Annotated in this window: 13 protein-coding genes; 5 read left to right on the forward strand and 8 right to left on the reverse strand. The window is 39.7% G+C overall.

The window, feature by feature from the left end; genetic code table 11:
- The first annotated feature begins 7 nt into the window (after positions 1-7).
- Positions 8-847 carry a phytoene/squalene synthase family protein gene (locus KA713_06925; GenBank protein ID UXE68305.1) on the forward strand — a complete coding sequence of 280 codons (840 nt, stop codon included), beginning with the start codon at positions 8-10 and terminating at the stop codon, positions 845-847.
- On the forward strand, positions 847-1,356 hold the full coding sequence (idi, locus tag KA713_06930) for an isopentenyl-diphosphate Delta-isomerase (GenBank protein UXE68306.1): 510 nt from the start codon (positions 847-849) through the stop codon (positions 1,354-1,356). The genes KA713_06925 and idi overlap by 1 nt, the downstream gene beginning before the upstream one ends.
- 241 nt (positions 1,357-1,597) lie before the next feature.
- On the opposite strand, the gene KA713_06935 is transcribed toward idi, so the two are convergent.
- Positions 1,598-2,677 (reverse strand): fatty acid desaturase, encoded by a 1,080-nt coding sequence (locus KA713_06935; GenBank protein ID UXE68307.1) that lies wholly within the window; start codon positions 2,675-2,677, stop codon positions 1,598-1,600.
- A 132-nt stretch (positions 2,678-2,809) separates the two neighbouring features.
- Between KA713_06935 and KA713_06940 the strand changes: the two genes are divergently transcribed.
- From KA713_06940 to KA713_06950, 3 genes are all read left to right on the forward strand, one after another.
- On the forward strand, positions 2,810-3,631 hold the full coding sequence (locus tag KA713_06940) for a DUF2490 domain-containing protein (GenBank protein ID UXE68308.1): 822 nt from the start codon (positions 2,810-2,812) through the stop codon (positions 3,629-3,631).
- Positions 3,632-3,673: 42 nt separating this feature from the next.
- Complete coding sequence (locus KA713_06945) at positions 3,674-4,300, forward strand: ABC transporter ATP-binding protein (GenBank protein UXE68309.1); 627 nt, start codon at positions 3,674-3,676, stop codon at positions 4,298-4,300.
- Between the two features lie 77 nt (positions 4,301-4,377).
- Positions 4,378-5,472, forward strand: a complete 1,095-nt coding sequence (locus KA713_06950) for a hypothetical protein (GenBank protein ID UXE68310.1) — start codon at positions 4,378-4,380, stop codon at positions 5,470-5,472.
- A gap of 368 nt (positions 5,473-5,840) precedes the next feature.
- On the opposite strand, the gene KA713_06955 is transcribed toward KA713_06950, so the two are convergent.
- From KA713_06955 to KA713_06985, 7 genes are all read right to left on the reverse strand, one after another.
- Positions 5,841-7,169, reverse strand: a complete 1,329-nt coding sequence (locus KA713_06955; protein UXE68311.1) for a vanadium-dependent haloperoxidase — start codon at positions 7,167-7,169, stop codon at positions 5,841-5,843.
- A 40-nt stretch (positions 7,170-7,209) separates the two neighbouring features.
- A complete protein-coding gene (locus KA713_06960) occupies positions 7,210-9,237 on the reverse strand; it encodes a glycoside hydrolase family 65 protein (protein ID UXE68312.1) in 2,028 nt (675 codons plus the stop codon).
- Between the two features lie 3 nt (positions 9,238-9,240).
- On the reverse strand, positions 9,241-12,555 hold the full coding sequence (locus tag KA713_06965; protein ID UXE68313.1) for a VCBS repeat-containing protein: 3,315 nt from the start codon (positions 12,553-12,555) through the stop codon (positions 9,241-9,243).
- A 2-nt stretch (positions 12,556-12,557) separates the two neighbouring features.
- Positions 12,558-15,857, reverse strand: coding sequence for a VCBS repeat-containing protein (locus KA713_06970; GenBank protein ID UXE68314.1), 3,300 nt, complete (start codon positions 15,855-15,857; stop codon positions 12,558-12,560).
- 122 nt (positions 15,858-15,979) lie between these two features.
- A complete protein-coding gene (locus tag KA713_06975; GenBank protein ID UXE68315.1) occupies positions 15,980-17,527 on the reverse strand; it encodes a RagB/SusD family nutrient uptake outer membrane protein in 1,548 nt (515 codons plus the stop codon).
- Between the two features lie 14 nt (positions 17,528-17,541).
- A complete protein-coding gene (locus tag KA713_06980) occupies positions 17,542-20,637 on the reverse strand; it encodes a TonB-dependent receptor (protein ID UXE69061.1) in 3,096 nt (1,031 codons plus the stop codon).
- Between the two features lie 173 nt (positions 20,638-20,810).
- Complete coding sequence (locus KA713_06985) at positions 20,811-24,194, reverse strand: VCBS repeat-containing protein (protein ID UXE68316.1); 3,384 nt, start codon at positions 24,192-24,194, stop codon at positions 20,811-20,813.
- Between the last annotated feature and the right edge of the window lie 6 nt (positions 24,195-24,200).

The following is a 24,200-nucleotide window of genomic DNA, read 5'->3' on the forward strand; positions in this document are numbered from 1 at the left end:
AAGTTTCATGAGCAAAGAACTCTTCGATAAAGTAAGCATTCGTTGTAGCCGCCTCACCACGCGCAGTTACAGTACTTCCTTTTCGTTGGGCATTCGGTGCTTAGAGAAAGAAATGCGCGACCCCATTTATTCCATTTATGGGTTCGTTCGTTTTGCCGATGAAATTGTCGACACTTTTCATGCTTATGACAAAGCGACTTTACTGAAGCGTTTCAAAGAAGATACATACCTCGCCATCCAAGAAAAAATAAGTTTAAACCCCATTCTTAATAGTTTTCAAAAAACTGTCAATCAATTTGGCATTGAAAAAGAATTGTACGACCAGTTTTTGAAAAGTATGGAGATGGATTTAGATAAAAGGCACTACGATAGCGCGGCTATCAAAGAATACATTTTGGGTTCTGCCGAAGTAGTGGGGCTGATGACCTTGCGCGTATTCTGCAAAGGAGATGGCGAAATGTACGAACGCCTGAAGCCTTCGGCCATGAGATTGGGCGCTGCCTTTCAAAAAATAAATTTCTTGCGCGACTTAAATGCGGATTTCAATCAAATGGGTAGAACTTATTTCCCTAATGTTGATTTAACCAACTTTGACGATACCACCAAGCAACGGATTGAAGACGACATAGCCAAGGATTTTCACGATGGCTATCTTGGTATTAAGCAACTTCCTCGTTCTGCACGGTTCGGTGTATACGTAGCTTACCTTTACTACATTGCACTGTTCGAAAAGATTAAAAATACACCAAGCAGTACCGTGCTAACGCAGCGCATTCGGGTACGTAACCGAAGAAAACTTTCCATTCTTGCTTACTCGTACGTAAAGCATCAACTCAATCTTATTTGATGACCGAAGTTATTTTAGTTGATGCAAATGACAATGCCATTGGCACCATGGAAAAAATGGAAGCTCATGAAAAAGGACTATTGCACCGTGCTTTTTCGGTTTTAATTTTTAACTCTAATGGAGAATTGTTGATACAAAAAAGAGCTTCTACCAAATACCATAGCGGGGGCTTGTGGACAAACACGTGTTGTAGCCATCCCACACCGCAAGAAAGTATTGAACAAGCCGCCAAAAGGAGATTGAAAGAAGAAATGGGCATCGAGGCCGAACCCACTTTCACCTATAAATTTATTTACAAGACAGAGCTCGATAAAAACCTTATCGAGTATGAAGTAGATCACGTGCTGACCGCTCAATTTGATGGAGAACCCAAAGTAAATGAAAACGAGGTGGAAGATTGGAAGTATGTCAGCCTAAAAGAATTACAGCGTGATGCGCAAGATAATCCTCATTTGTACACCGAATGGTTTAAGTTGATTTTGAAACACAAGGAGATAGCCATTCTTTAATAGCCTACAAAAAACTTGGTGGCACCCCTATTCTCTGTATTGCAATAAATTAGATTTTCTGAATCACCTTGGAGGGTACTCTGCAAGAATTACAAGAATTTGACTTGACAAGCCGGATTGTAAAAAGTAAAACAATAGAACGTTGTGGAAGCACTATTCCCTTTACAGAAAAAGTGATTTCGCCATCTGCAATGTTTAATTCAGAAAAACTAATAACGATTAAAGAGAATTAAAGCAATGATTACAAACCATCCGGAGTTGCTGCACTTGTCACATCTGCCCGTATACTATTAACTACTTCCTTCTCCTTCCCTATCTCATACCTTTCCAAAAACTGTTTCTTCAAATCGCGGTAGGTGGCAATGCCACCTATTTTGTGAAGGCAATAAATGTAAACCCAAGCGAGGTCAATTTGATAAGGTAAAAATCCTGCGCGTGCGCTGTCGGGATATAAATGATGATTGTTGTGCCATTCGCCCGAAAACCAACCCGGGCGCGATTGATTGATCGATAAATTGCTTCGGTCGAAGTCAATTCCGTCAACATGTTTTGCTTTGCCACCACCGTGACCCGTATAGTTAAAGGCACGCACCAATACAAACCAGAACAAAGCTGCACTGAACAACGTGCAAGCCAACGCATGACCGCCCATTAAATAAAACATACCGTACCAAAACGACCAATTCAAAATCCAGATGGCAATAGTATAAAAGGGTGTGGCAATAGATCCCCACTTTTGATATTGCGCATAGCTGTTGATTTGTACACCTGTGTGGCTTATGAAATGAGATACTTTTTTATACTCTTCTTCACTCAAGTTTTTGGCAATGGCTTGGTGATTGACATCCGACAACATACAATACATTAAACCAGCATACGCATTGTAGGGGTCGCCCGGCTTTTCCACTTTCAAGTGATGCACATGATGAGAGACCACATACACTTCTTCGGGAAAAGTGCGAAGCGTTAGATTTTGCGTGATGAATTTCCAAACCGGGTTACTGAACGTGAAGGCGCGGTGCGTGCTATACCGATGAAACCACACAGTGGCCATGGTACTCATGATAATCATGCTGTACAAAATAAAAGCAAGCAACAGTGGCCATGAAAAATAACGAAACAAAAAGAAATACAGAAATGGCAACATGCAAATTGCCATGAACCAGTTAATAAAAGGTATCCAATTTTTCTTGGTCTTGAAAATATTGATACGCGAAAATGCTTCGGCATATAGCCGCGCAACGGATGGTTTTACTAGTTCACCATTCTTATCTGCCCAACCGTATGAGGGCACTTGAAGTACATTGTCGATAAAAGCCATGCAAAAAAAGTAATAATCGATTAGAGCCTTAAAAAAGAAAAAACGTATGACCGCTCAAAGCGATTATACGCTTACGCATGATGGCAATGTAGGTAAATATTGTTCGTTCTCCTACACAACGGTCTTCCGTTCATGGAATTTTCTCTTTACTTTAAAACCTTGAAAGATTATTACCGTAAACCTTACACCGTGTCCACACAAAGACAAACTAATCCAAGCTATGAAATGAAGGTGCCTCTTTCAGTTATTACTCTTTTACTATCCATAACTGCAACTGCTCAGAACTTTGATTTAGGTAGTTGGAATATTCTGAATATTAAATATACCTATAGCGAAAAATGGAGCATCTTCGCTGAAGCTCAATTGCGGTCATTAAAATTTTACAATGATTTTCATTATTACGAATACAAAGGAGGGGTTAACTATAAAATTGAAAAAAACATAAAAATTACACTGGGTGCAGGCAGTTACCAAACGTACAAAGAAGGCGGAGATTTTGTGCTGCCAAAAAACAATAATGAATTCAGGGTTTGGCCGCAGATCGTTCTTTCTCAATCGATCAGCAAACTAAAAATAGAACAACGCTATCGGGCAGAGCTCAGATTTACAAGCAGTGGCTACAGAAATCGCTTTCGTTACAGGCTGGGTGTATCGTACCCGTTTGGTAAAGATTTAGATGGCTACAAGCCCTTTCAAATTAGTGCGAGCAACGAACTCTTTTTTACGGACAATGAGCCTTACTTTGAAAGAAACAGAGCCTTGGTTGCATTCAATTATAAGCCTTCCATGACGGTGACGCTTCAAGTAGGGTATCTGCACCAATTCGACTACAAGATAAACGATGAAACTGGTCGTGACTTTATTCAAATAGGTGTATTTATAGAACTTTATAGGAAGGCCACAAAAAATTCCCATCATGACTCCATTAACGAAATTGAATTAAAGGATAATTAAATTACAAATAGTTTTCAACATCTTAACGACTAACACGATTGCATGATTATCATCCAAAACTTAAAAAAAGAATACGGCTCACATCTTATTTTAAATGTTGCGGACCTAAAATTTGGTAATGGTCTGTTTTGGGTGAAGGGTGCGAACGGATCAGGCAAATCTACCTTGCTAAAAATTATGTCGGGTATGATTCCCTTCGAAGGGGAAGTAGAAATCGATGGGGTGAATCTTCAAAAACAACCTACGGAGTATCGCAGGTTGGTGAACTATGTAGAGGCCGAACCACTCTATCCGCCCTATCTTACTGGCCTAGATTTAATTTCTTTTTTTTCATATACCCGAAAAGCTAACAAAGGAGAAGTAGATAAACTGATTCAGAAATTTAATATCCAATCGTTCGTTAAAACTCCGATAGGTACGTACTCTAGTGGGATGGCCAAGAAACTTTCGTTGGTGTTGGCCTTTGTTGGGCAGCCAAAATACATTCTACTAGACGAGCCATTGGTGACAATCGACAAAGAGAGTGTGCCTATTCTCTATGGTTTGATTCAAGAGTACTCCGCAAACGGCTTCAGTTTTATTTTCACATCACATCAGGCGTTTGATATTACCGGGCTTGTGGTTAAAGAAATGGAAGTAAAAGACCAACGTGTACTGTGTACTACGTAGTTTATCGACATGAAAAGATGATAAATACGCAAAAGTTAAGGTAGAAAGAAGGCCATTGAAATAATAAACGAAGTAGTATGGGTGCAGTAACTTCCGTGCTGATAAAAGTATTGGTGAATAAATTCTACGAGCGAAATGTAGGGCTATTGTTCTTTGTATTTTACCTGATGTTTGGTGTGGTGGAATCCAATCAATTGATTAGCTACCATCGCTCATTGATATATGGTGTGTTGGGGTCGCCTATTTTTTTGTTAGGGGTGATGGGCGTGTGGATTTTATACACACTAAAATATCTGCAACTTGTTCTCTCCGAACTTTCGGAGCAACAAAATCAATTTCTCATCAATTACTCCCGACTAACGAAAACGGAACAGTTTTGGCCGATGCTGTTTTCGGTAACATTAATTTACCTACCTGTATTGATTTACTCTGCCTTTATTGTGGGTGTTGGAATGGCCACCAAACAATTTTTACCAACCCTTGAAGTAATTGTCTTTCATGCTGGTATTCTAATCGCAAGTACATTGATAATAGTAAGAAGAATCAATGCACTTCATGAGCGAAAACAAGGGGCGGTTTTTCCCAAGTTGAAGTGGCCGTGGAAAAAGCCATTTCCTGTTTTTTACCTCAATCACCTTACCCATCAATTGCCGTTGGGGCTTTTGCTCACTAAAGCATTCTCCTTGTTTGCCATCATTGGTTTTATGCAAATCACCACCGACCAATACGAAAACCGAACTGCACTGATGGGTTTGCTCTTCGGACTGATGGCACACTCTGTCATTATTTTTGAATGGCGAAAATTGGAAGAACAGTATTTACAATTTGCAAAAGGATTGCCCATTTCGATTGCCCAACGGTTCTTCTATTTATGCGCAGCATACGCCATCCTTGTTTTGCCAGAGCTCGCCTTGTTGGCGGTCAACAAAATAACTCCTAGCGATTTAGTCATCATTTTTGTTTTTGCTGTTGGCTATTTAGTGTACCAGCATACCCGTTTATACCAGCATGCCTTGAATATGGATAAACACACCACGCACACCTTCGGGCTTTTCTTAATTTCATTTATGTTGGTATTGTTCAAGCTCTATTGGCTAGAGGCCGCGGCATTGCTTGCGTTTGGGTTTTATCAATTCAAAAAAGATTATTATGCTTCCGATGTGGTGACATAATGGAAATGGCAGAAAGCAAGCATGAGAGTGAACTGTGCATTGGGTAAAAGGTATTTGTTGGTCTGCAAGGCACATTCCTTTCAGCCGAATTTGACTATACAATTGACCAAAGGTATCGGGGACAATCTGTTTACGAAATTTATTCAGACAAAATCACTTACCGTGCTTTATCAGTTAACCTTAACTTGGGATATGGCTTTTGATTGCGATCGTGTCTTAATTGGTCGCTAGTTTGAGTAAATTAACGGAATCAAAAAATTTAGCGTAGCGTTGAGTTAGCTAATACCCGATTCGAAGGAGCTTACACTTTTTGTGACAATTTTTCCATTGAAATGAAGCATTGCCCGAAAGCGGACTGCCACCATCGACTAATGGGTCGATATTTTGGAAGCAATCCATTCGCCCAAAGCCCTCCCCTGCCTTCCTCCCACCTCAAAGGCTGGTCGGTAATGAATACCTCCATACATTCGGCTAATACCGGCTTCTGCTGCTGCTTGGTAAAAAGATGTAAACTTTCTGGCACCCATACCAAACTCAACTTCCGTTGAATCGGTAAACGTATAGTTGTCGCCAAACAATTTCGTCAACGCTACTGCTGCTGATGAGGAAATAACACTATGTCCGCTAGTATATTCAGGAAATGGAGGAGTTTGCAAAACAGGCACCCAGTCTTCACTAATGTACTGATTAATATAAGTTTCGGGACGTATCACCCGACTCCTATACTTCTCATCCCAGCAACTAATAAATCCATCTACTAATGATAGCGAAACTCTTGCGTATGCTTCAGCGGATTGAACCATGGTTGTCTTTGTTTGCTCACAAACAGCTCTTGTAATGTTGATCCAATGCCCACCGGGAGAAATCTTCTTGGTGGCAAACATGACATGACCTCTTACATTCATCGCAAATGGATTGCAATCCCAGAAGCTTGCAATGGCACGCTGCTCTTCGGTAATATTCTTTACCACCTCAAAAACCTCAAATGCTTCTTTATAAAACTGACTTGATTTCTGGATAGAAAACGTTGTCGGAGCAACCGGCTTAAATTGCGCTGCCGAGTCAATCACAAAAGGCCTTATTTTATTCCAATGGGGCTCTACCGCATCCATGTAAGCTGGGGGCGTTGGCTTCCAGGTGGCGGGGTTGTTTTCTATTGAATACTTTGGAAAACTGCGCGATTGCTTGTAATTGTCCTTTGATGACCACTCCAGGATGTGTGCAGCCACCTGATCACCATAGGCCACTGATCTATCAAAGACATCGTCAGGAATACCCGTTGCTTTGTATTCCTTCATGATTTGTTCGATGAAAACATCCAAGTCTGCCTCCGAAAATATCAACGTTCTACCGACTTTTAACATGGCTTGAGTAGATGCTAGTTCAAAACTATATTCAAGCGAACGATCCGGTTTTGGTCCGTCTTCCAATCCGTTCACTTGGCCAGCCAAAGTTCTGTAACTAGAGTCTTGCTGGATAGCGGCTTCATACGCAGCAACGCTAACATAGGTATAGATTCTGCTCGCCACAGGCGGAGAAAAGATGTCATGAACGATTCGGTCTGTAATTGCTTTCATTGATCGGTGAAGGAACTCTGGGTTCTTGGTTTTTTCCTTATACTCACCATTATTTGCTGACGTACACGATCCGATGACAAGGACAAGAATTCCCAAAGAATAAATAGCAACAGTCTTCATTCGATACGCTGTAATTTTTAACGGTTCAAATAAAAGCAATTTACTTCACTGAAAAACTGACTTTTGTCACTCCAACCCCTTTTATCTCCAATGATTTCCAGGTCTTAGGTAGCTTGGTTTTTATCTGTGTGATGCCAGCATCAGAAATGGTTAACCCACCAAATCCATTCATGACGGCCTGTAAAAATCCGCCAGCTCCGGTTGCAAAGTAAGGATTAGTTCCACCGGCTGTTTCTGATAAAACCCCAAATGGAGGCACCTCGTTTGGTTTGTACGATTTCGCAAACAGCTCCGTTGCTTTCTCCAGATTCCCGATGCGTGAATAGATAGTAGATAAAGCTGAATGCCCCATTGCAGGTCCTTCGGGTGAGTAGCGGGGTTCATAGTACTTCAGGTCCTTTTCAATCTGGGCTTTGTCTGTAATGAAGTCTAAGGGAAATGCCAACAAGTTTACGTCTCCTTGTTTAATGATTACGCCATCGTAAGTTGCATTTTCTTTTGTTGTCCCATCGGGAAATTTCAAGATGGGAATGTTTTGGGCTACTACTTCCCAATCGGGATTCGGAGCAATGCCCATCTCCTTGGCAGCTTGGGTCGCATACCGAAGTGCAGTAATAGCCATGCCATTGGTGAACGCATTGTTGTCAATGTTCTCTTGCCATTCGTTAGCGCCAATTACATTATTGATTTCAAATTTGCCAGGGCCTTTGCGCTCCACACGGCTCGCCCAAAAATCAGCAACTTCTTTTAGCACAGGGTAGCCGCGCTCACGCAACCACGCTTTATCTTTTGTTACTTGGTAATATTTCCAAAATGCCCAGCCTACGCAGCCTGTAATGTGGTGCTGAAACGGACCTGTTAATGCCCAAACGGGAGTATCTTCGGTGCCTTCGGACGATGACTCCCAAGGGAACATAGCTCCTTTGTAGCCATGCGAAAATGCATTCTGCTTCGCAGCTGCCAGGCGATTGTAGCGATACTCTAAAATTGATTTGGCAATCTCTGGTTGCAGCATTAGGATGGGTGGATACATCCACAATTCGGTATCCCAAAATACGTGTCCATTGTAGCCCAACCCGGAAAGCCCCATTGGAGAAAGGCTCAAGCCTGTACCTTCTCTCGCAAAGGAGTAAAGATGATATAATGCAAATCGAACATCTTTTTGAGTTTGCAAATCACCCTCAATTACAATATCGCTCTTCCACAATTTTTCCCATTCTGCTAAATGGCGTTGGAGTAATCGTTCCGTTCCTTCCAATCGCGCAAAGATCGTAAGTCGTTCAGCTTCATTTAATGGATCCTGAAAGTTCGCTGTAGATGTAGCTGAAGAAACAACACTAAACGAATAGGTCTCTCCCGCTTTTAAACTCTTGTTGAATTTCGCGAGATGCATACTGTAATCCCAGTCCTCATGTATCAGATCGGGCTCTTGCCCATGTGGCTCAGAAAAAATGATACTGTTACTGGCCGCAACAGTATGCTTACCCGAAGGACTTTTACCAACCGAAGAAAGAAGTGGCAACTTCACATGAGGCCGATCGATCTCGCTATATGTATTGCGGACATCAGCCAAGTGATTAGGTGCTTCAATGACACTCATCGGTGTCACGTTGACAACCTTTTTTGCTTTTAATTCCACAATCGACATCGCTGTATAGGGCAAGTGTCGAAGTGCCATCATCGAGTGTTTTACAGATAGTTTATCGCCAACATCAAAGGTTGTAACCAAAATCGCCTTCTTCATATCCAGTGTTTGGCGGTAGTTTGTGATATCTTTTATTCCTATTCGTCTACCATCTACATCCAAATTCATGTTGGCATGGTTAAACGTTTTGAGGATATTAGAAACACGTCCACGTTGATAGTAGTCATATACGCCATTCAGCACTACATCATTCACCCTCATAGGTTCAGGCGAGGAGACTAAACCGACCATGCCATTTGCCACGGTTACTCCGTAATAATTAGTAGGGTCGATGGCGGTGGCAGTAATAAGCCAGTGGTCGGTTTGTTGTGCTTTGCAAATTAATTGAACGAATAATAATGCAATCATCCATAAATTTTTCATACACTACTTTGTTAATTTGAAAAACTTAACAGTATCGTTGTTGCGAACAGCCAAGAAATGGACTTGGTTGTTGATAACAATTCGTTTAATATTTCTTATTTCTCCAATAATAGAAACTCCGGTTTGAATAGGCGATAAAGCTTTAAAGTTACCATTTGATTTGTTAATCATGATCTCACCCAGCAAGGCGTCATATCTTCCAAGCTGAATATTGCTCGGGTAAAAGTTTCCTGCTATATAAAAATCCATCAATTGATCGCCATTGAAATCTTCCCTAATGGTTGCCATAATGGGCGCAACTTGTGCAGCTTTAGGAAGTGGCTTTACTTCAAATTTCATTTTCCCTAAATTTTCCACGAATACACTTCTAAATTCGGTAGCCTTGTATTTTTTGGCATTAGCAATCTGGTCAGTTGATACTACTTCTTTGAATGTAGATTCGGAAAACTTTTTATATGAAAGAAACTTCTTTTTTAATCCTGGCAGTTGCTTAGTAAGTTCATCACGTGTAGCAATTGGGTACTCTACCCCTTCAATAAACTGGGTTAAAATTTGTTCTGTACTACCATTGTCATCAAAATCAGATACATACATTTGAATAGGGTATTGCGTGGTAGCTTTCAACTTACTATTGAGACCTAGATTGCCCAACATGAAATCTATATCACCATCTCCGTCAAAATCGGTTGCATTTATCGTATTCCACCATCCAAAAGTATTTTCTAATCCACAGCCTTCAATATCGAGTTTTGATAAATCACCCTTATTATTTTTTAAAATCGTAATGGGCATCCATTCACCAGCAATAATTAAATCTAAATCGCTATCATTATCGAGATCAGTCCATTGAGCATATTTTATCAATCCCAATTCACTCAATTCTTTTTGCTTGGAAATCGTGAAATGACCCTTACCATCATTTATAAGTAAATAACTATCGGGCAACTCACCATACTTCCAAGGAATAGCGCGAGATCCAATAAACAAATCCGTATCCCCATCTTTGTCTACATCAGCTGGTGCAACACAAGCGTGTGTAAATTGCAACGTTGGCAAATAGTCAGTTGTCTTTTCAAAATCACCTTTGCCATTGTTTAGATACAACCTAGGTTGGGTCTCGCTTGAACCACTGGCAAATTCATTGCCACCGCTTACCACAAAAAGATCCGCATCTAAATCACCGTCCGCATCAAAGAAAATGGCATCAACATCTTCCATTACGCTATCTGCTGCGAGAACTGGTTGATCAGATTTAGTAAACTTTCCCGTTGGCGTTTGAATACATAAACTACTCTCTTGCCACTTTCCCCCACCTAAAAACAAATCGTCTTTACCATCACCATTAACATCGGCTACTGCAATAGCTGGACCCTCTGTTGAAACCATGTGAGGCATTAAAGCCTCGCGATTAAACTCTACATGTCTATTTTCACGATGGTGATAAGGTAATTTAATTTCATCTGTTACCTCTTTTAAAATAGGTTGCGCAAGATGGAGGGAATTGTAATTAAACTTATCCTTAGCATTGCTTTGCTTTGCAATCAGTATTTGATTCGGTTTTACTGCGGTAACCAATTCAACATAATCGTTTGGCCAAATCACTTTAATTGAATCAATAAGCTTTTCAGTAACACCAAAGCTAAGCCGATAATCAACGGAGCTTTGGTAGCCTCTAGTGGGCATACACTCTTGCAATTGCATCATCCCATTTTGATACAACATCACTTTTGTACCAATACCAAATTTATTTCCTTGATTTCCTTCTAACACCACCTTTATAAAATTGCGTTTTATATCTTTCTTTTCTTGGGCAGCAATGGTTGTATTTTCGTACAAGAACGCCTCATCATCTATATTATTAATAACCAAATCTAAATCTCCATCGTTGTCAAAATCAGCATAAGCTGTTCCATTTGAATAACTGTTTATATCCAAGCCCCAATCCAAAGATTTATTTGTAAAAGTGGAGTCATGATTATTGATGAATAAATAGTTTGGGATTTTGATTCTTGGCATTTCGTTAATCAACTCTAATTCTTTATCAGTCAAGGTAGAATTAATTCTCATTTGAATTGAATCGACTGTAATAAAGTTGATATAATCCAAGTCGTTTGAGCGTCTGGAAATTCCATTTGAAATAAAGATATCCTTAAATCCATCTAAATCCAGATCGGCCCACAAAGCAGACCAACTCCAATCGGTTGCGTACACTCCGGCCATTCTTCCAATCTCGCTAAATTGCCCGTTCTGTTGATTTAGCTGAAGTGTATTTCTTGAGTATTGGTAATTATAGCCAAAGCCCAATTTAAAATCAAAAACATCGTAAGCTTCTTCAGCTTGGGAAGCTTTCAATATTTTAGGATCTTTCGGCAGCATGTCCGCAGCGATTAAATCTGGAAATCCATCATTATTGAAATCTCCAAAATCGACACCCATGGTATAACGGCTTGTTTGTTCCATGGAGGATTCCAATACGTCTTTGAATGTTCCGTTTTTTTGGTTGATATATAAGAAATCATTTTCATGAAAATCATTACCTACATAAATGTCGGGCCATCCATCCATGTTTACGTCACTTACCACTACACCCAATCCGTACCCCAGCACACTGCTATAAATACCTGAACCTTTGGTAACATTCACAAAACGTCCGTTGTCATTTCTTAAAAGTTTATCTCCCGCCAAGGTGTGCGGTTCGCTGCGCATGGTCGATTTTCCAAATGTTCCGTTTTGATGTAGTGAGTGATTCAACATAAACATGTCCAAATCACCATCTTTGTCATAATCAAAGAATGCTGCTTGAGTTGAAAACCCAACCAAATCCAAACCGAATTCAAATGCTCGGTCAGTAAACTTAGGTGTACCATCGGCTGAGTTACCTTCATTTATGAATAACTGATTGTGTCCTTTAAATTGAAGGTAATCTCCCAGATAACTCACATAAATGTCGAGTAGCCCATCATCGTTTACATCAGCCATCGTAACACCCGTTGTCCAGCCCTTAAATCCACCTACACCAGCTGCCTCTGTAATATCCTTAAATTTAAAGTTACCTTGGTTAAGATATAATTTATTCAACTTCTGATTGGCGGTAAAGTAGACATCGAGTAAACCATCACCATTTACATCGCCAACGGCTACTCCGCCACCATTATAAAAATACATGTAATTAAAAATGTTAAAGTCGACTGTTTCCTTCAATTCATTTTTAAAATCAATTCCCGATTGCGAGGAAGGTATAAGTCTAAATTTTCCTTTATTGTCATCTCCACAACCCCAAAGTACTATACCAAATAAACAAATAATAACAATGCGCATACTTATCTCTTTTCAAATAGCTTAACGCTATCGTTGTTTCTAATAAAAATCAATTTACTTCCTTTTGCCGTTCTTAGTTTAGCAAGGTGTCGCACCTCACCCTTTATGTTAATGCCTGATATGGAGGGACTCACTGATTTAAAATTGCCTTTTCCATCAGAGATTAAAGCTAAACCATGTAAGGCATCGTAGCGACCAATCTCAGGCTTTACCGAAAACAAATTACCAGCTAAGACAATTTCCTCTACTTGATCATTGTTCAAATCAATCGTTTCAACTGCATACACAGGAGAAACTTGCACCTCCACAGGTAAACTATTTAGAGAAAACCCATTCTTTCCATTATTGATCAACACTGATGTTTGTGGGTGATTGAAGGAGAGTTTAGTGGCATTTGCTAACTGCTTTTCATCAAAAACTTCACCCAACTTTTTACCAGCATAATCTTTATAATAAACAAAATTCTTCTTTAAAGACGGCATTTGCTTAATGATATCTTGGCGCAAAGCGGCTGGGTATTCATTCCCATTGTTGAAATAGGCAAATATTGGATCAATGGAACCGTTTTGGTCAAAATCACTGACATAAAGATTTACAGGTTCTGTTGGTGTTGGTTTAAATCGAGAGTTTAGACCTAAATTACCTAAAATGAAATCTTCATCACCATCAGCATCCACATCAACAGGTTTCATGGTATTCCACCACCCGTGTGAATTTTGCAAACCATTTATTTTTTCTGCCATTGTTAGTTTCTTGCCATTGTTTAAAAACAATGTGATCGGCATCCACTCCCCTACTATCAGCAAATCTTGAAATCCATTTCCATCATAGTCAAACCAAGCTGCATCCGTTACCATGCCTAGTCTTTTCAACTGAGGTGCCCATTGATTGGTTGCATTTTCAAATCTTCCTTTGCCGTCATTTATTAAAATTGATTGATCGCATGGCGAACCATAATAAGCTGGTATTGATCTATTGCCGATAAATAAATCCAAGTCACCATCATTATCAATGTCAATAGGTCTGGCGCAACTGCCACTTTGATAAAGTGCGGCAAGATTAGATGACTTAACAAACTGCGGTTGATTATCCGTTATACCCACATTCATGTAGAGCCGGTCCAGGGATTCGATGGATTGAAGAGAATTCTCAACGCCACCGGTGACCACATATAAATCTAAATCCTTATCTCCATCAGCATCAAAAAAAGCAGCACCAACGTCTTCCGCCAAAGAGTCTGATTCAAATACCGTTGTATTCAATTCCGTAAAATCGCCATTCGGTTTTTGCATGTAAACTTTACTGGTTTTCCCTGCGGATCCACCAAGAAAAAAATCATCCAATCCATCATTATTTAAATCTGCCTTGGCAAAACCAGGGCCTGAGGTAGAGCGCATGTGGTAGATTAAACGTTCATGATCAAAATCATTGTATTGATTCTCTTGATGAAAAATTTCTTTGATCGTTGATTCCTTGAACCAAGTAATGGGTATTATTTTGGCATTGACTATAGGCATTTTGGCATTTGCATAATCGGCTGTGATGGTAACGGTTGTATTGATGCCGATAAATTTTTCTTCTTTATCATCTGGCCATCGAATAAGAAGGCTATCCACTTTAATAGTTGAACCCAATCCCATCGTGATGGTATAATCCATACTCGATTGAAACCCTCGTATGGGCATTTGAGAAGTGGTGTGGGTTTGACCGTTCGTATAGGCAAACACAGTAGAGCCTAGCCCAAATTGATTTTTTTGCGGGCCTTTAAATTTTATTTTAATAAAATTGTTTTTTGCGCGATCCAAAGTGTTCTCATAAACAAATAAAGGTTGATTGACATTATTTACAATCAAATCCAAATCGCCATCGTTATCTAAGTCGCCATATGCCGCACCATTTGAGAAAGTTGGCTCTGAAAGGCCCCATTCTTTGGCTACTTCTTTGTATTGCCAATCGCCCGTTCGTTTAAACATACAGTTGCTTAACTTGGTGGAGTTCATTTTATCAACAAATTCCTTGAAGTCAATTTTCTTTCCTTCCATGGCCGCTTTTATTTGCTCGTTGCTCCCCATAAAATCAACAAAGTCCTGCTCGGTTACATCTTTGTAAATTCCATTACAAACAAAGATCTCTCTATATCCATCATTGTCAAAATCTGCCATCAAAGCCCCCCAACTCCAGTCTGTGCCAGCAACACCTGCCATAAAACCAAGCTCAATAAAATCGTTTTGTCCTGTATTCACTTGCAACATATTGCGCATGAATTGATGATAATACCCATTTTGCAATCTTATTTGATAGACATCGTAACCTTCAAAACTAGAGAGCGTTTTAAGTCTGTAGTCATCTCGCGGCAACATATCGGTAGAGAAAATTTCAGGCAATCCATCATTGTTCAAATCGGCCATATCAGCGCCCATCGAGAACATGCTCAAATGTCCCATGTAGGATTCTAATTTTTCTGAAAAGGTACCATCGTGGTTATTGATGTAAAGATAATCGCGCTCATAAAAATCATTGGATATATACAGGTCAAGCCAGTTATCGTTGTTAACATCTCCCACTGTAACGCCTAACCCAAACCCAATCACGCTTCCGAAAATTCCAGCCGATTCACTCACATCAAAAAATCTACCTTCAATATTTTTGAAAAGCTTATCTCCACCGTTTTGATCTCGCTCTTGGCGTAAGTTTCTATATCCTAATGTCGAAATTGGCCTAAATGAGTTATTCAGAACATAACAATCTAAGTCACCATCACGGTCGTAATCAAAAAAAACTGCGTGGGTTGAAAATCCATTGTCATTTAGGCCAAAATCTTCGGCCTTCTCTTTAAAGGTAAGATTACCTTGGTTGATGAATAGTTCATTTTCTCTGTTACTTCCCTTAATATCCCCCGAATTGCAAACATAAATATCAAGCAGGCCATCTCCATTTACATCAGCCATACTAACACCCGTAGACCACGCATGAGTACCCCCCACACCCGCTTGATCTGTAATATCCTCAAACTTTAGCCCTCCTTTGTTAAGATAGAGTCGGTTGCCATTCATGTTTGATGTTAAGTAAACATCTGGCAAGCCATCATTATTAATATCACCAATAGCTACTCCTCCGCCATTGTAATAGTTGCGGTAACGAAAAACATCAAAATTGTTTTCGGGCAATAGTGCGTTCTCAAAGTCAATCCCAGTTTGGTTAGCACTAAGTTTATTGAACAAAGTGGGAGAACTCTCGTCAGTATTTGAAGAACAACTCGAAAGGAGCGAAGCAAAAATTACGAGCAATAATCTAAAAGACATCTAACTTTTCAAAAGATAACAACAAATATATCCATTAGCCTTTAATCATCTCTATTTTAAGATCTAATAGAAAAGGCGAGCCTAACTATGCTCGCCTTTTTTTAACAGAAATTTTTGTTGTTCTAGTATCCAGGATTCTGCTTCAAATTAGGATTTGAAGATAAGGCAGGCCCAGGTATAGGATACAATACTCTCTTTGGATCATTTCCAGGCTTTAGGGGTCTAGGTAAAGTATAAGTTCCAAATCTAATTTGGTCGTTTCTTCTCCACCCTTCGATATAGAGTTCTCTTCCTCTTTCGTTTAGCAACTCGGTCAAGTCAACTGACGATTTTGATGTTGCTCCTCTTTTAGACCTTAGTTCATTGACAAGTGCCAAAGCAGTAATTGAAGAACTTCCTCCACGCAAAATCGCCTCAGCTTTCATCAGATGAGCATCTGCATATCTAAATAAAATATAGTGATTTGTAAAACCTCCGTTCACTGGACTGTACTTTAATACTCTAATTCCATTCCGCTCGTTATTTCCAGCTATTCCAACAAAATCCTTTGTAAACACAAGAGGGTTTCCTGGACGATCTGTTAAAGGTGAGCCATTTTTGTCATACTGTTGACCTACCAAAAATCCATAACCGAATCCTAAGTTCGATCCATCTGTAGGGACATAACCTCTTCTAAACTCTTGACCATTTCCGGGTTCGTTACTGTTTGCACTGCCTTCGAAGTTAGCATAAAATTCAGCAGTAGTAGAGAATCCATTCCATCCACCTCCTCCATTGTCAGGCGATACCTGTTTGTAATGGAGACCACACCACATTCTGTTGCCAACACCCGTATCAGTCCACAGCAAAGTCTCTGAATCTGAACCAGTAGTAAAAATTTTGAAATAGTCATCTCTATTTCCTGACGCGTTTACCAAATCAAATCCATCAGCTTTAATAGCATCTACTGCTTGAATAACTCGGTTCATATCAGCAGCTATTGGAGATGTGCCCAAATAAACATGCTTATTCAAAAATAACTTAGCAATCAGGAAATTACATGCAGCTTTTGAAGCTTTTATTGTTGCATTTGTTCCCCCAACCCCAACAGTCGGCAAAACAGGAAGTGCCTCTGTCAGATCTTTTGAAATAAAATCGAAAGCCGCTTGACCAGTCAATATAGTTGGATTAACATCATTACTTGCGGCCGGATCTCGTTGTGGGATTTGACGAAAAAGATCAAAGACATAAAACATATTCATCGCACGCAAGAATTTTGCTTCTGCCTTTTGAAGGTCAGTTGCAGAAGTCGGTGGAGTTAAAATCTGGCTTACCTTGAAAACGTTGGCATTAAGATCATTCCATGTGTTCAATACGTAAGCGTGAGCTGGATCCCAAGTCTGCTGGTGAAGTGACCTCCAAATACCGTTATCACCCCAGTCAGTTCCTCGCGTTGGCACAAGAAGTTCGTCTGAAGCAACCTCTGAAAGAGCGTATAGATTTTCTTGGTTACCCCACTGACGCAAGTCATTATAAGAACTTGCTAATGTGGCGGTTGCATCAACGCCAGTAAACTGCCCACCCTGTGTTTGAACAGCCAATGAATCTTTGTTTTGTACAGTCAAGTCTGTGCAGGAATTCAACAGAATCATTGCACAAATAGAAAGCCAAGTGAAACGTATCTTTTTCATATTTAATTTATTAGTTAAAACCTCGCATTTATGCCCAATGTAAATGTTCTTGCCCTAGGGTAAGCAACATAGTCAATACCAATTGATGGAACGTCTCCTAATGGTCTATTAATATTAACCTCTGGGTCAAGACCTGAATAGTTGGTTAAAACAAACAGATTTTGAGCACTTCCAAAAATTCTCAAACTCTTAATAAAGCTACTGCCATCCAAATTCAAATTATAACCTACGTTTAGGTTTTGCATACGCAAGAAATCAGCTGATTCTAAAAATCTAGTTGAAACATCTGGCGCATTGACTGGCCCTTCTCCTATAAACAATCCATCACGCGTAATGTTTCGTCCGTTTGCCAAAGATCCCATTGTGAAGAACGCATTTCTAGTATTGTTATAAACATAATGGCCAAACTGACCATTCATAAATGCGCTCAAATCAAATTGCTTGTATCTTAAATTAATCGTGAATCCTAGATTGTATAATGGAATGGCGCCTTTTCCTACAAATACCTGCTCAGTTGGCGTCTTTTCATATATTGAAACATTGCCACGTTCTGCAAAACCCAAAAATTCCCGCAAATAAAAAGCTCCAAGTGGCTGTCCATTCGAAATTCTTTGAGCAAAAGCCCTTGATAACCCTTGTCCGTTAATTTGACCCGTATCAATATCTCCACTGGTTAAATTTTGTACAATGTTTCTGTTGTAAGACGTATTGAAGGCAAAACCGAGTCCAAAATCTTCATTTTCAATTGCATCATAGGCCAAGTTTAACTCTACCCCCTCGTTCACCACCTCAGCCGGCAAATTTGACCACCTGAAAGGCGTTGCAGCTGGTTGAGCTGATGGAATTTGGATCAATAAATCAGTTGTAACTTTCTTATAGTAGTCAATCGATCCCCTCAATTTACTTTTGAAAAAGGCAAAATCAATTCCCAAATTCAACTGACTGGTCTGCTCCCACTTTAGGCCGTTATTTTCAAAAGCGACAAAACCTAAACCTGCTGGGTTTACAGCTCCATCATTTTGAATATTAAGACCATCAAAACGTTGCCTCCTTTGGAATCTATTGTTGGGGATTTCTTGATTACCAGTTATACCATAACCAACTCTTAGCTTTAAATCATCAAAAGCCTCAGGAATGAATGACTCCTCAGAAAGTTTCCACGCAAATGCACCTGAAGGAAAAACTCCATATTTGTTGTCAGGGCCAAATCTAGTTGAACCATCCATCCTAACGGTACCGGTAAACAAATATTTCTTATTTAATGTATAGTTAACACGACCAAAAAATGATTGGATTTCATCAAGTGTTTCAAAAGTTCCACCAGTAACTGAGTTAACAGATGGAATTCCATTGTTATATCCAGTTTCAGCATTATTTGGATTAGGTTGTGGGAAAAGAACCTGAGTAAATAAGCCGCCTGATCTGGAGAAGCCGAACTGTTGATATGATTTGTTTGCTAAAAAGTCTGTAATCGAGCTATAAGAATTACTTAAGTCAGTTATCATTCTATTCATATCAGGTGAGGCAAAACCCCATCCCCTAGCATCCCATCCAGTCCTGTTGAAACTCTGATACTCGTATCCGCCCAACGCAGTTAATTCAGAATTACCAAAAGACTTTGAATAGTTTAGGGTAGCGTTAAAGAGGTTGTTAGCAACCTTAATGCTATTTATAGATGCTCTGCCATTGTCAGTAACGCCATTGCTCATAAGGAGCCTAGGTGAATAGGCATTGTCTCTAATCGAGTATGATCTGTCCATACCACCGCTAACTCTCACTGTTAAACCAGGGATTATTTCATAGCTCGCTGAAAGATTGGCCAAAAATCTCTCGGTTTTTGTTCTGTCCATTGTGTACTTAAGCATTGCTAAAGGATTTGCAACGGTATTGCTTATCTGAGAGTCAGCAAACCCTGGCCAAGTAGGATTGGCCATATAAGTTGCTCCTAAAAGGTCGCCCTCAAATCCAGCACTATTCGTAATCGGGGCGGCCTGATCGTTTACTCTTGAAAATGTTGATTGAAGGGAAAATTTCAATTTATCGTCCAAAAATGACTTATTGGCATTCAACCTGCCAGTTATCCTTTCAAGGCCAGAGTTCTTAATCACACCTTTTTGATCTTCATAAGCAAAAGAAGCACGGTAGTTGCCGTTCTTAACATTGTCGGCATATGAGATATCTTGCCTATGAGAAAAAGCAGTTCTACTTATTTGGTCTTGCCAATTAGTATTAGCGCCATAGTCCTGTTCGCTAGCTACAGATCCTATGCGTGTTAGATTTTCTAAGAATTGATCTCTATTAAGCAAATCAAATTTTTTGGCTTGGACAGAGATATTAAAAGTGCTTGAGTATTCAAACTGACGCTTTTTTCCTTTGCCACTTTTAGTAGTAATCATAACGACCCCATTTGCTCCCCTAGCTCCGTATATCGCAGTAGCAGATGCATCTTTCAACACATCTATTGATTCAATATCATTTGGGTTTATAAAGTTTAGAGGATTCCGTGCAGGCCCTGCACCACGACCCAAGTCAGCACCGCCAGCAGACACATCATCACCCGCCAATGGAACACCATCAACGACAAATAGAGGATTATTACCACCACGCACAGAAGATGTGCCGCGAACGCGAATATTAACCCCTGCACCTGGCTCACCGCTGGTAGATGTTACTTGCACACCTGCGGTTCTACCCTGGATAAGTTGCTCAGGAGAAGAAATTACGCCAACGTTAAAATTCTTTGAGGTAACTGAAGCAACAGCTCCAGTTAAATCGGATTTTTTTGATTCACCATAACCGATAACAACCACCTCTGAAAGAGCAGTCACGTCTGAGGCCATTTTTACATCCACAGTTGACTGAGAACCTACTACCACATCTTGAGTGGTGTATCCAACAAAAGAAAACGAAAGCGTAGCATTTGCACCTACAGATATGGTATAATTTCCATCTCCATCAGAAACAGTACCATTAGACGTCCCCTTCTCAAGGATATTTACACCGGGAATCCCGGATCCGTCATCGGCTGACGTTACCTTACCTTTAACAGTTTGCTGAGCGAAAGCCACGGAGACTCCCAAAATCATTGCAACCGTTAAATACCTGCGCATTAACAGATAAAATTTGGTCATAAAATAGATTGGTTTAAGGTTAAATTTAATTCTTAGAGAAATCCTTTATAAGGCATTCCCAATTCAATATTACCCAATTATTATGGAGCAACCATGCGATATTTGAAAATTAATGAATATTTTTTTGAAATCGATTCCGCAAACGATTGTGTCTAGTGTGTCTGAGTTGATATTATTTGAATTGGCATGTTATTAATTCCAATTACCAATTTGGCCTTGGATTTCTTACTTCCAAGAATTTTCATGTTTTTGACATCTCCAGAAACAAAAAGGTTTTTAGAAATACCGCTAGGCTGAATAAAGAATCCTTGGTGTCCTTTTAATAGTAATCCAATATTGGAATCGCTTGGACCAATGGCTGATCTTATTGAAAATGAATTTCCAGTCATAAATAAATCCTTTACTCCATCGGAATCAAAATCACTAATAACAATGCCGTCAACAGAAGAAAATTGAGCTTCGGTAGGTAATGGTATCAGGTCAAACTTTCCATTTCCTACATTAATTAAAATGGAAGAACTCAAGGTTTTTACATTAATTTTCTTTGCCTGAGAAAGTTGATTCTCATTAAATATGTCCTTCAATTCTGATTTAGAGTAAGAATCATAATTCAGAAATCGTTTGCGTAAAGTAGCTAATTGTCCTAACAACTCATCACGGCTAGCAATCGGAAAAAGTTTTCCTTGAGTATAACTTGCAATAATGGGATCTATTTTGCCGTCTTTATTGAAGTCGTCATAGTACAAAAACAAAGGCTCTTCTGTGGTGGCTTTAAATGGAAAGTTGGTGCCTGCATTACCTATAATGTAATCTTTATCACCGTCATTATCTAGGTCAGTTTCTTCTATTCGCTTCCACAAACCGGTTGAATTGTGAAGAGTAGAATCCTTCACTTCATTCAACTTTCCTTTTTCATTTCTAAATATTCGTATTGGCATCCAATCACCAACTAGAATTAAATCAGGCCAAGTGTCATTATTATAGTCACTCCATATCGCATCAGTTACCATACCTGGTTCTCGGAGCAATGGATTGACATCTTGGGTAGCTACCCTAAACTTAATTTTTCTTGTTGTTTTCATTGTTACATTTTCAAGTACAGCCCCTGGAGCCGTGATAGGAAAATTTCTGGGTGTGATTCTTCCACCTACATACAAGTCAATGTCTCCATCTTTATCATAATCAGCGGCCACTACACAACTCCCGCTCAACTGCTCTTTAATAATTGCTTCTGCTTCTGCTTTGAAAAATTTTCCGTTGCCTAGATTTATGTATAACCTATCTTGTAACTCGGGTGAACCTTTGGGGTATTCATTTCCTCCACTCACTACAAATAAGTCAAGATCGGCATCCCCATCTGCATCAAAAAAAACAGCACCAGCATCTTCACTTGCGGAATCTTTTTCCCATGGTTGATTTTGATAGAATAGAAAAGCACCCTTACCATCTGCAATAAATAATCTTCCGCTTTGGCCTGCAGCACCCCCAATATAAAAATCATCTTCGCCATCCTTGTTTACATCCCCAACTGCAAGTGGGGGACCCAATCTAGATAATCTGTATGGAAGAAGTGGCTCGTAATCGTAATCTTCGAATTCATTTTCGTTATGTTTCCAATTGACATTGCTTGATTTTGTAACATCTTCAAAATACGGATAATTTTGAGTTCTATTATTGGAGTTGTTTACTGGTTGTGCATTAGTATAATCCACATCAATTGTTTGGTTGGGTAAAATTTCTTTGAACTGACTTAATTTACCATCCGGCCAAATGACATTAATAGAATCTGCCTTTAAGCTAGAACCAATACCAAAATGTAAAATGGGCTCTACACTTGATTGATACCCCCGCGAAATGGATTGCTCCTGAATCTGCCATCCTCCATTGGTATAGACCTTTATTTTCGCTCCAATTCCCAATCGATTTTTGTTATTTCCCAGCAGCCGAATTCGAATAAAGTGGTTGGAGGTAATAGTCGAAGAATGATTTTCCCAAATAGTAGACTCTTCATTGGTATTGTTCGTAATCAATTCCAAATCGCCATCGTTGTCCAGATCAGCATAGGTTGAACCAAATGAAAGATTAAGTGACTGAAGTCCCCACTCTTTGGTGGTGTTCGAAAAAGTTAAATTACCATTGTTGCGAAATGCATAATCACTTGTTTTCGTAGACGTCATTTTTTTTACAACCTCATCCAATTTGAGTTCTTTACCAGCAGCTTGCGCTTTCTTTTTTTCTTCTTCCACTGTAAACTTTAAAAAGTCCATGCTGGTGAAGTCGCGCAAATATCCATTGGTAACAAACAAATCTTTCCAACCATCGTTGTCTAAATCAACAAACAATGGCGACCAGCTCCAATCGGTGGCGGAGACACCCGCCAATTGACCAATCTCCGAAAAAATCGGAATACCCTTTTCATCCAAGCCCCTTTGCAATTGTAACGTATTGCGCATTTGCTGGTGATGGTAACCGCTATCAACCATTAGTTTGTAACGGTGTCGATCATCCGGGCCCTTTAATAATTTTTGCCGATAGTTATCTTCTGGCCACATGTCGAGTGTCATGATATCAACTTTGCCGTCATTGTTGTAATCTGCTATATCAGTGCCCATTCCATTTCTAGAAATGTGAAAGAGTGATGACTTGGTGGCATCCAAGAAGGTGCCATCGCGTTGATTGAGATAAAGAAAATCTTGCTCTTCATAATCGTTGGTGACATAAACATCCGGCCAACCATCGTCATTGACATCGCAGGTTGAAACCCCCAACGAAAAATTCAATCCTCCACCATGTATGCCTGCAGCATCACTAACATCGGTAAAGGGAATAACCTGCAATGAATTTTCAGCTGAATTATTTCGGTAGAGCCGATTTCCAAACTGCGGATGCCGCGTGTTGCGCAGTTGTCGGGTATTTAAAAAGGGGGAATAAAAATGATTGCCATGATTGATCATGAAAAGATCAAGGTCACCATCCTGATCATAATCAAAAAATGAAACTTGTGTTGTGAAAGTGCCGGGGGCATCTAGTCCATACTCCTTGGCTTGATCTTTAAACGTTGGTATGCCGCCTGAATTACAACCTTGATTGATGAACAATTGATTCGAACGAAGAGAGTCAGCTACTGGACCAGAGTATGATAAATAAATATCTAACCAGCCATCTTGGTTAACATCGGCTACTGCAACTCCGGTTTTCCAAAGGGGTCGGCCAGAAGTTTGAGAAGCTTCGGTGGCATCTTGGAATTGCAGATTTTTTCTATTCAGGTACAACCGATTACTAACCGCGTTGCCAACGAAATACAAATCGCACCAACCATCATTATTAAAATCTGCAGCAGCCACTCCCCCACCATTGTAGGTGTATTCATAGCTGAGGATATTGATTTTTTCATCCTCAACTATTGTATTTTCAAAAACAACTCCTGAATGCGAAGAAGAAACTTTTGTAAAGAGAGAAGAGGTAGTTTGGGTAGAATTCTTGCACGCTACCAGTAGCAGTATAGTAATCAGCCAAGCTGATAATAATTTACCCATCACCTA

The sequence above is a fragment of the Chryseotalea sp. WA131a genome (assembly GCA_025370075.1).
Lineage (GTDB): Bacteria > Bacteroidota > Bacteroidia > Cytophagales > Cyclobacteriaceae > ELB16-189.

Coding starts and splice junctions, on each gene's coding strand:
- KA713_06925 (UXE68305.1), top strand. CDS start 8: ATGAGCAAAGAACTCTTCGATAAAGTAAGCATTCGTTGTAGCCGCCTC.
- idi (UXE68306.1), top strand. CDS start 847: ATGACCGAAGTTATTTTAGTTGATGCAAATGACAATGCCATTGGCACC.
- KA713_06935 (UXE68307.1), bottom strand. CDS start 2,677: ATGGCTTTTATCGACAATGTACTTCAAGTGCCCTCATACGGTTGGGCA.
- KA713_06940 (UXE68308.1), top strand. CDS start 2,810: ATGGAATTTTCTCTTTACTTTAAAACCTTGAAAGATTATTACCGTAAA.
- KA713_06945 (UXE68309.1), top strand. CDS start 3,674: ATGATTATCATCCAAAACTTAAAAAAAGAATACGGCTCACATCTTATT.
- KA713_06950 (UXE68310.1), top strand. CDS start 4,378: ATGGGTGCAGTAACTTCCGTGCTGATAAAAGTATTGGTGAATAAATTC.
- KA713_06955 (UXE68311.1), bottom strand. CDS start 7,169: ATGAAGACTGTTGCTATTTATTCTTTGGGAATTCTTGTCCTTGTCATC.
- KA713_06960 (UXE68312.1), bottom strand. CDS start 9,237: ATGAAAAATTTATGGATGATTGCATTATTATTCGTTCAATTAATTTGC.
- KA713_06965 (UXE68313.1), bottom strand. CDS start 12,555: ATGCGCATTGTTATTATTTGTTTATTTGGTATAGTACTTTGGGGTTGT.
- KA713_06970 (UXE68314.1), bottom strand. CDS start 15,857: ATGTCTTTTAGATTATTGCTCGTAATTTTTGCTTCGCTCCTTTCGAGT.
- KA713_06975 (UXE68315.1), bottom strand. CDS start 17,527: ATGAAAAAGATACGTTTCACTTGGCTTTCTATTTGTGCAATGATTCTG.
- KA713_06980 (UXE69061.1), bottom strand. CDS start 20,637: ATGCGCAGGTATTTAACGGTTGCAATGATTTTGGGAGTCTCCGTGGCT.
- KA713_06985 (UXE68316.1), bottom strand. CDS start 24,194: ATGGGTAAATTATTATCAGCTTGGCTGATTACTATACTGCTACTGGTA.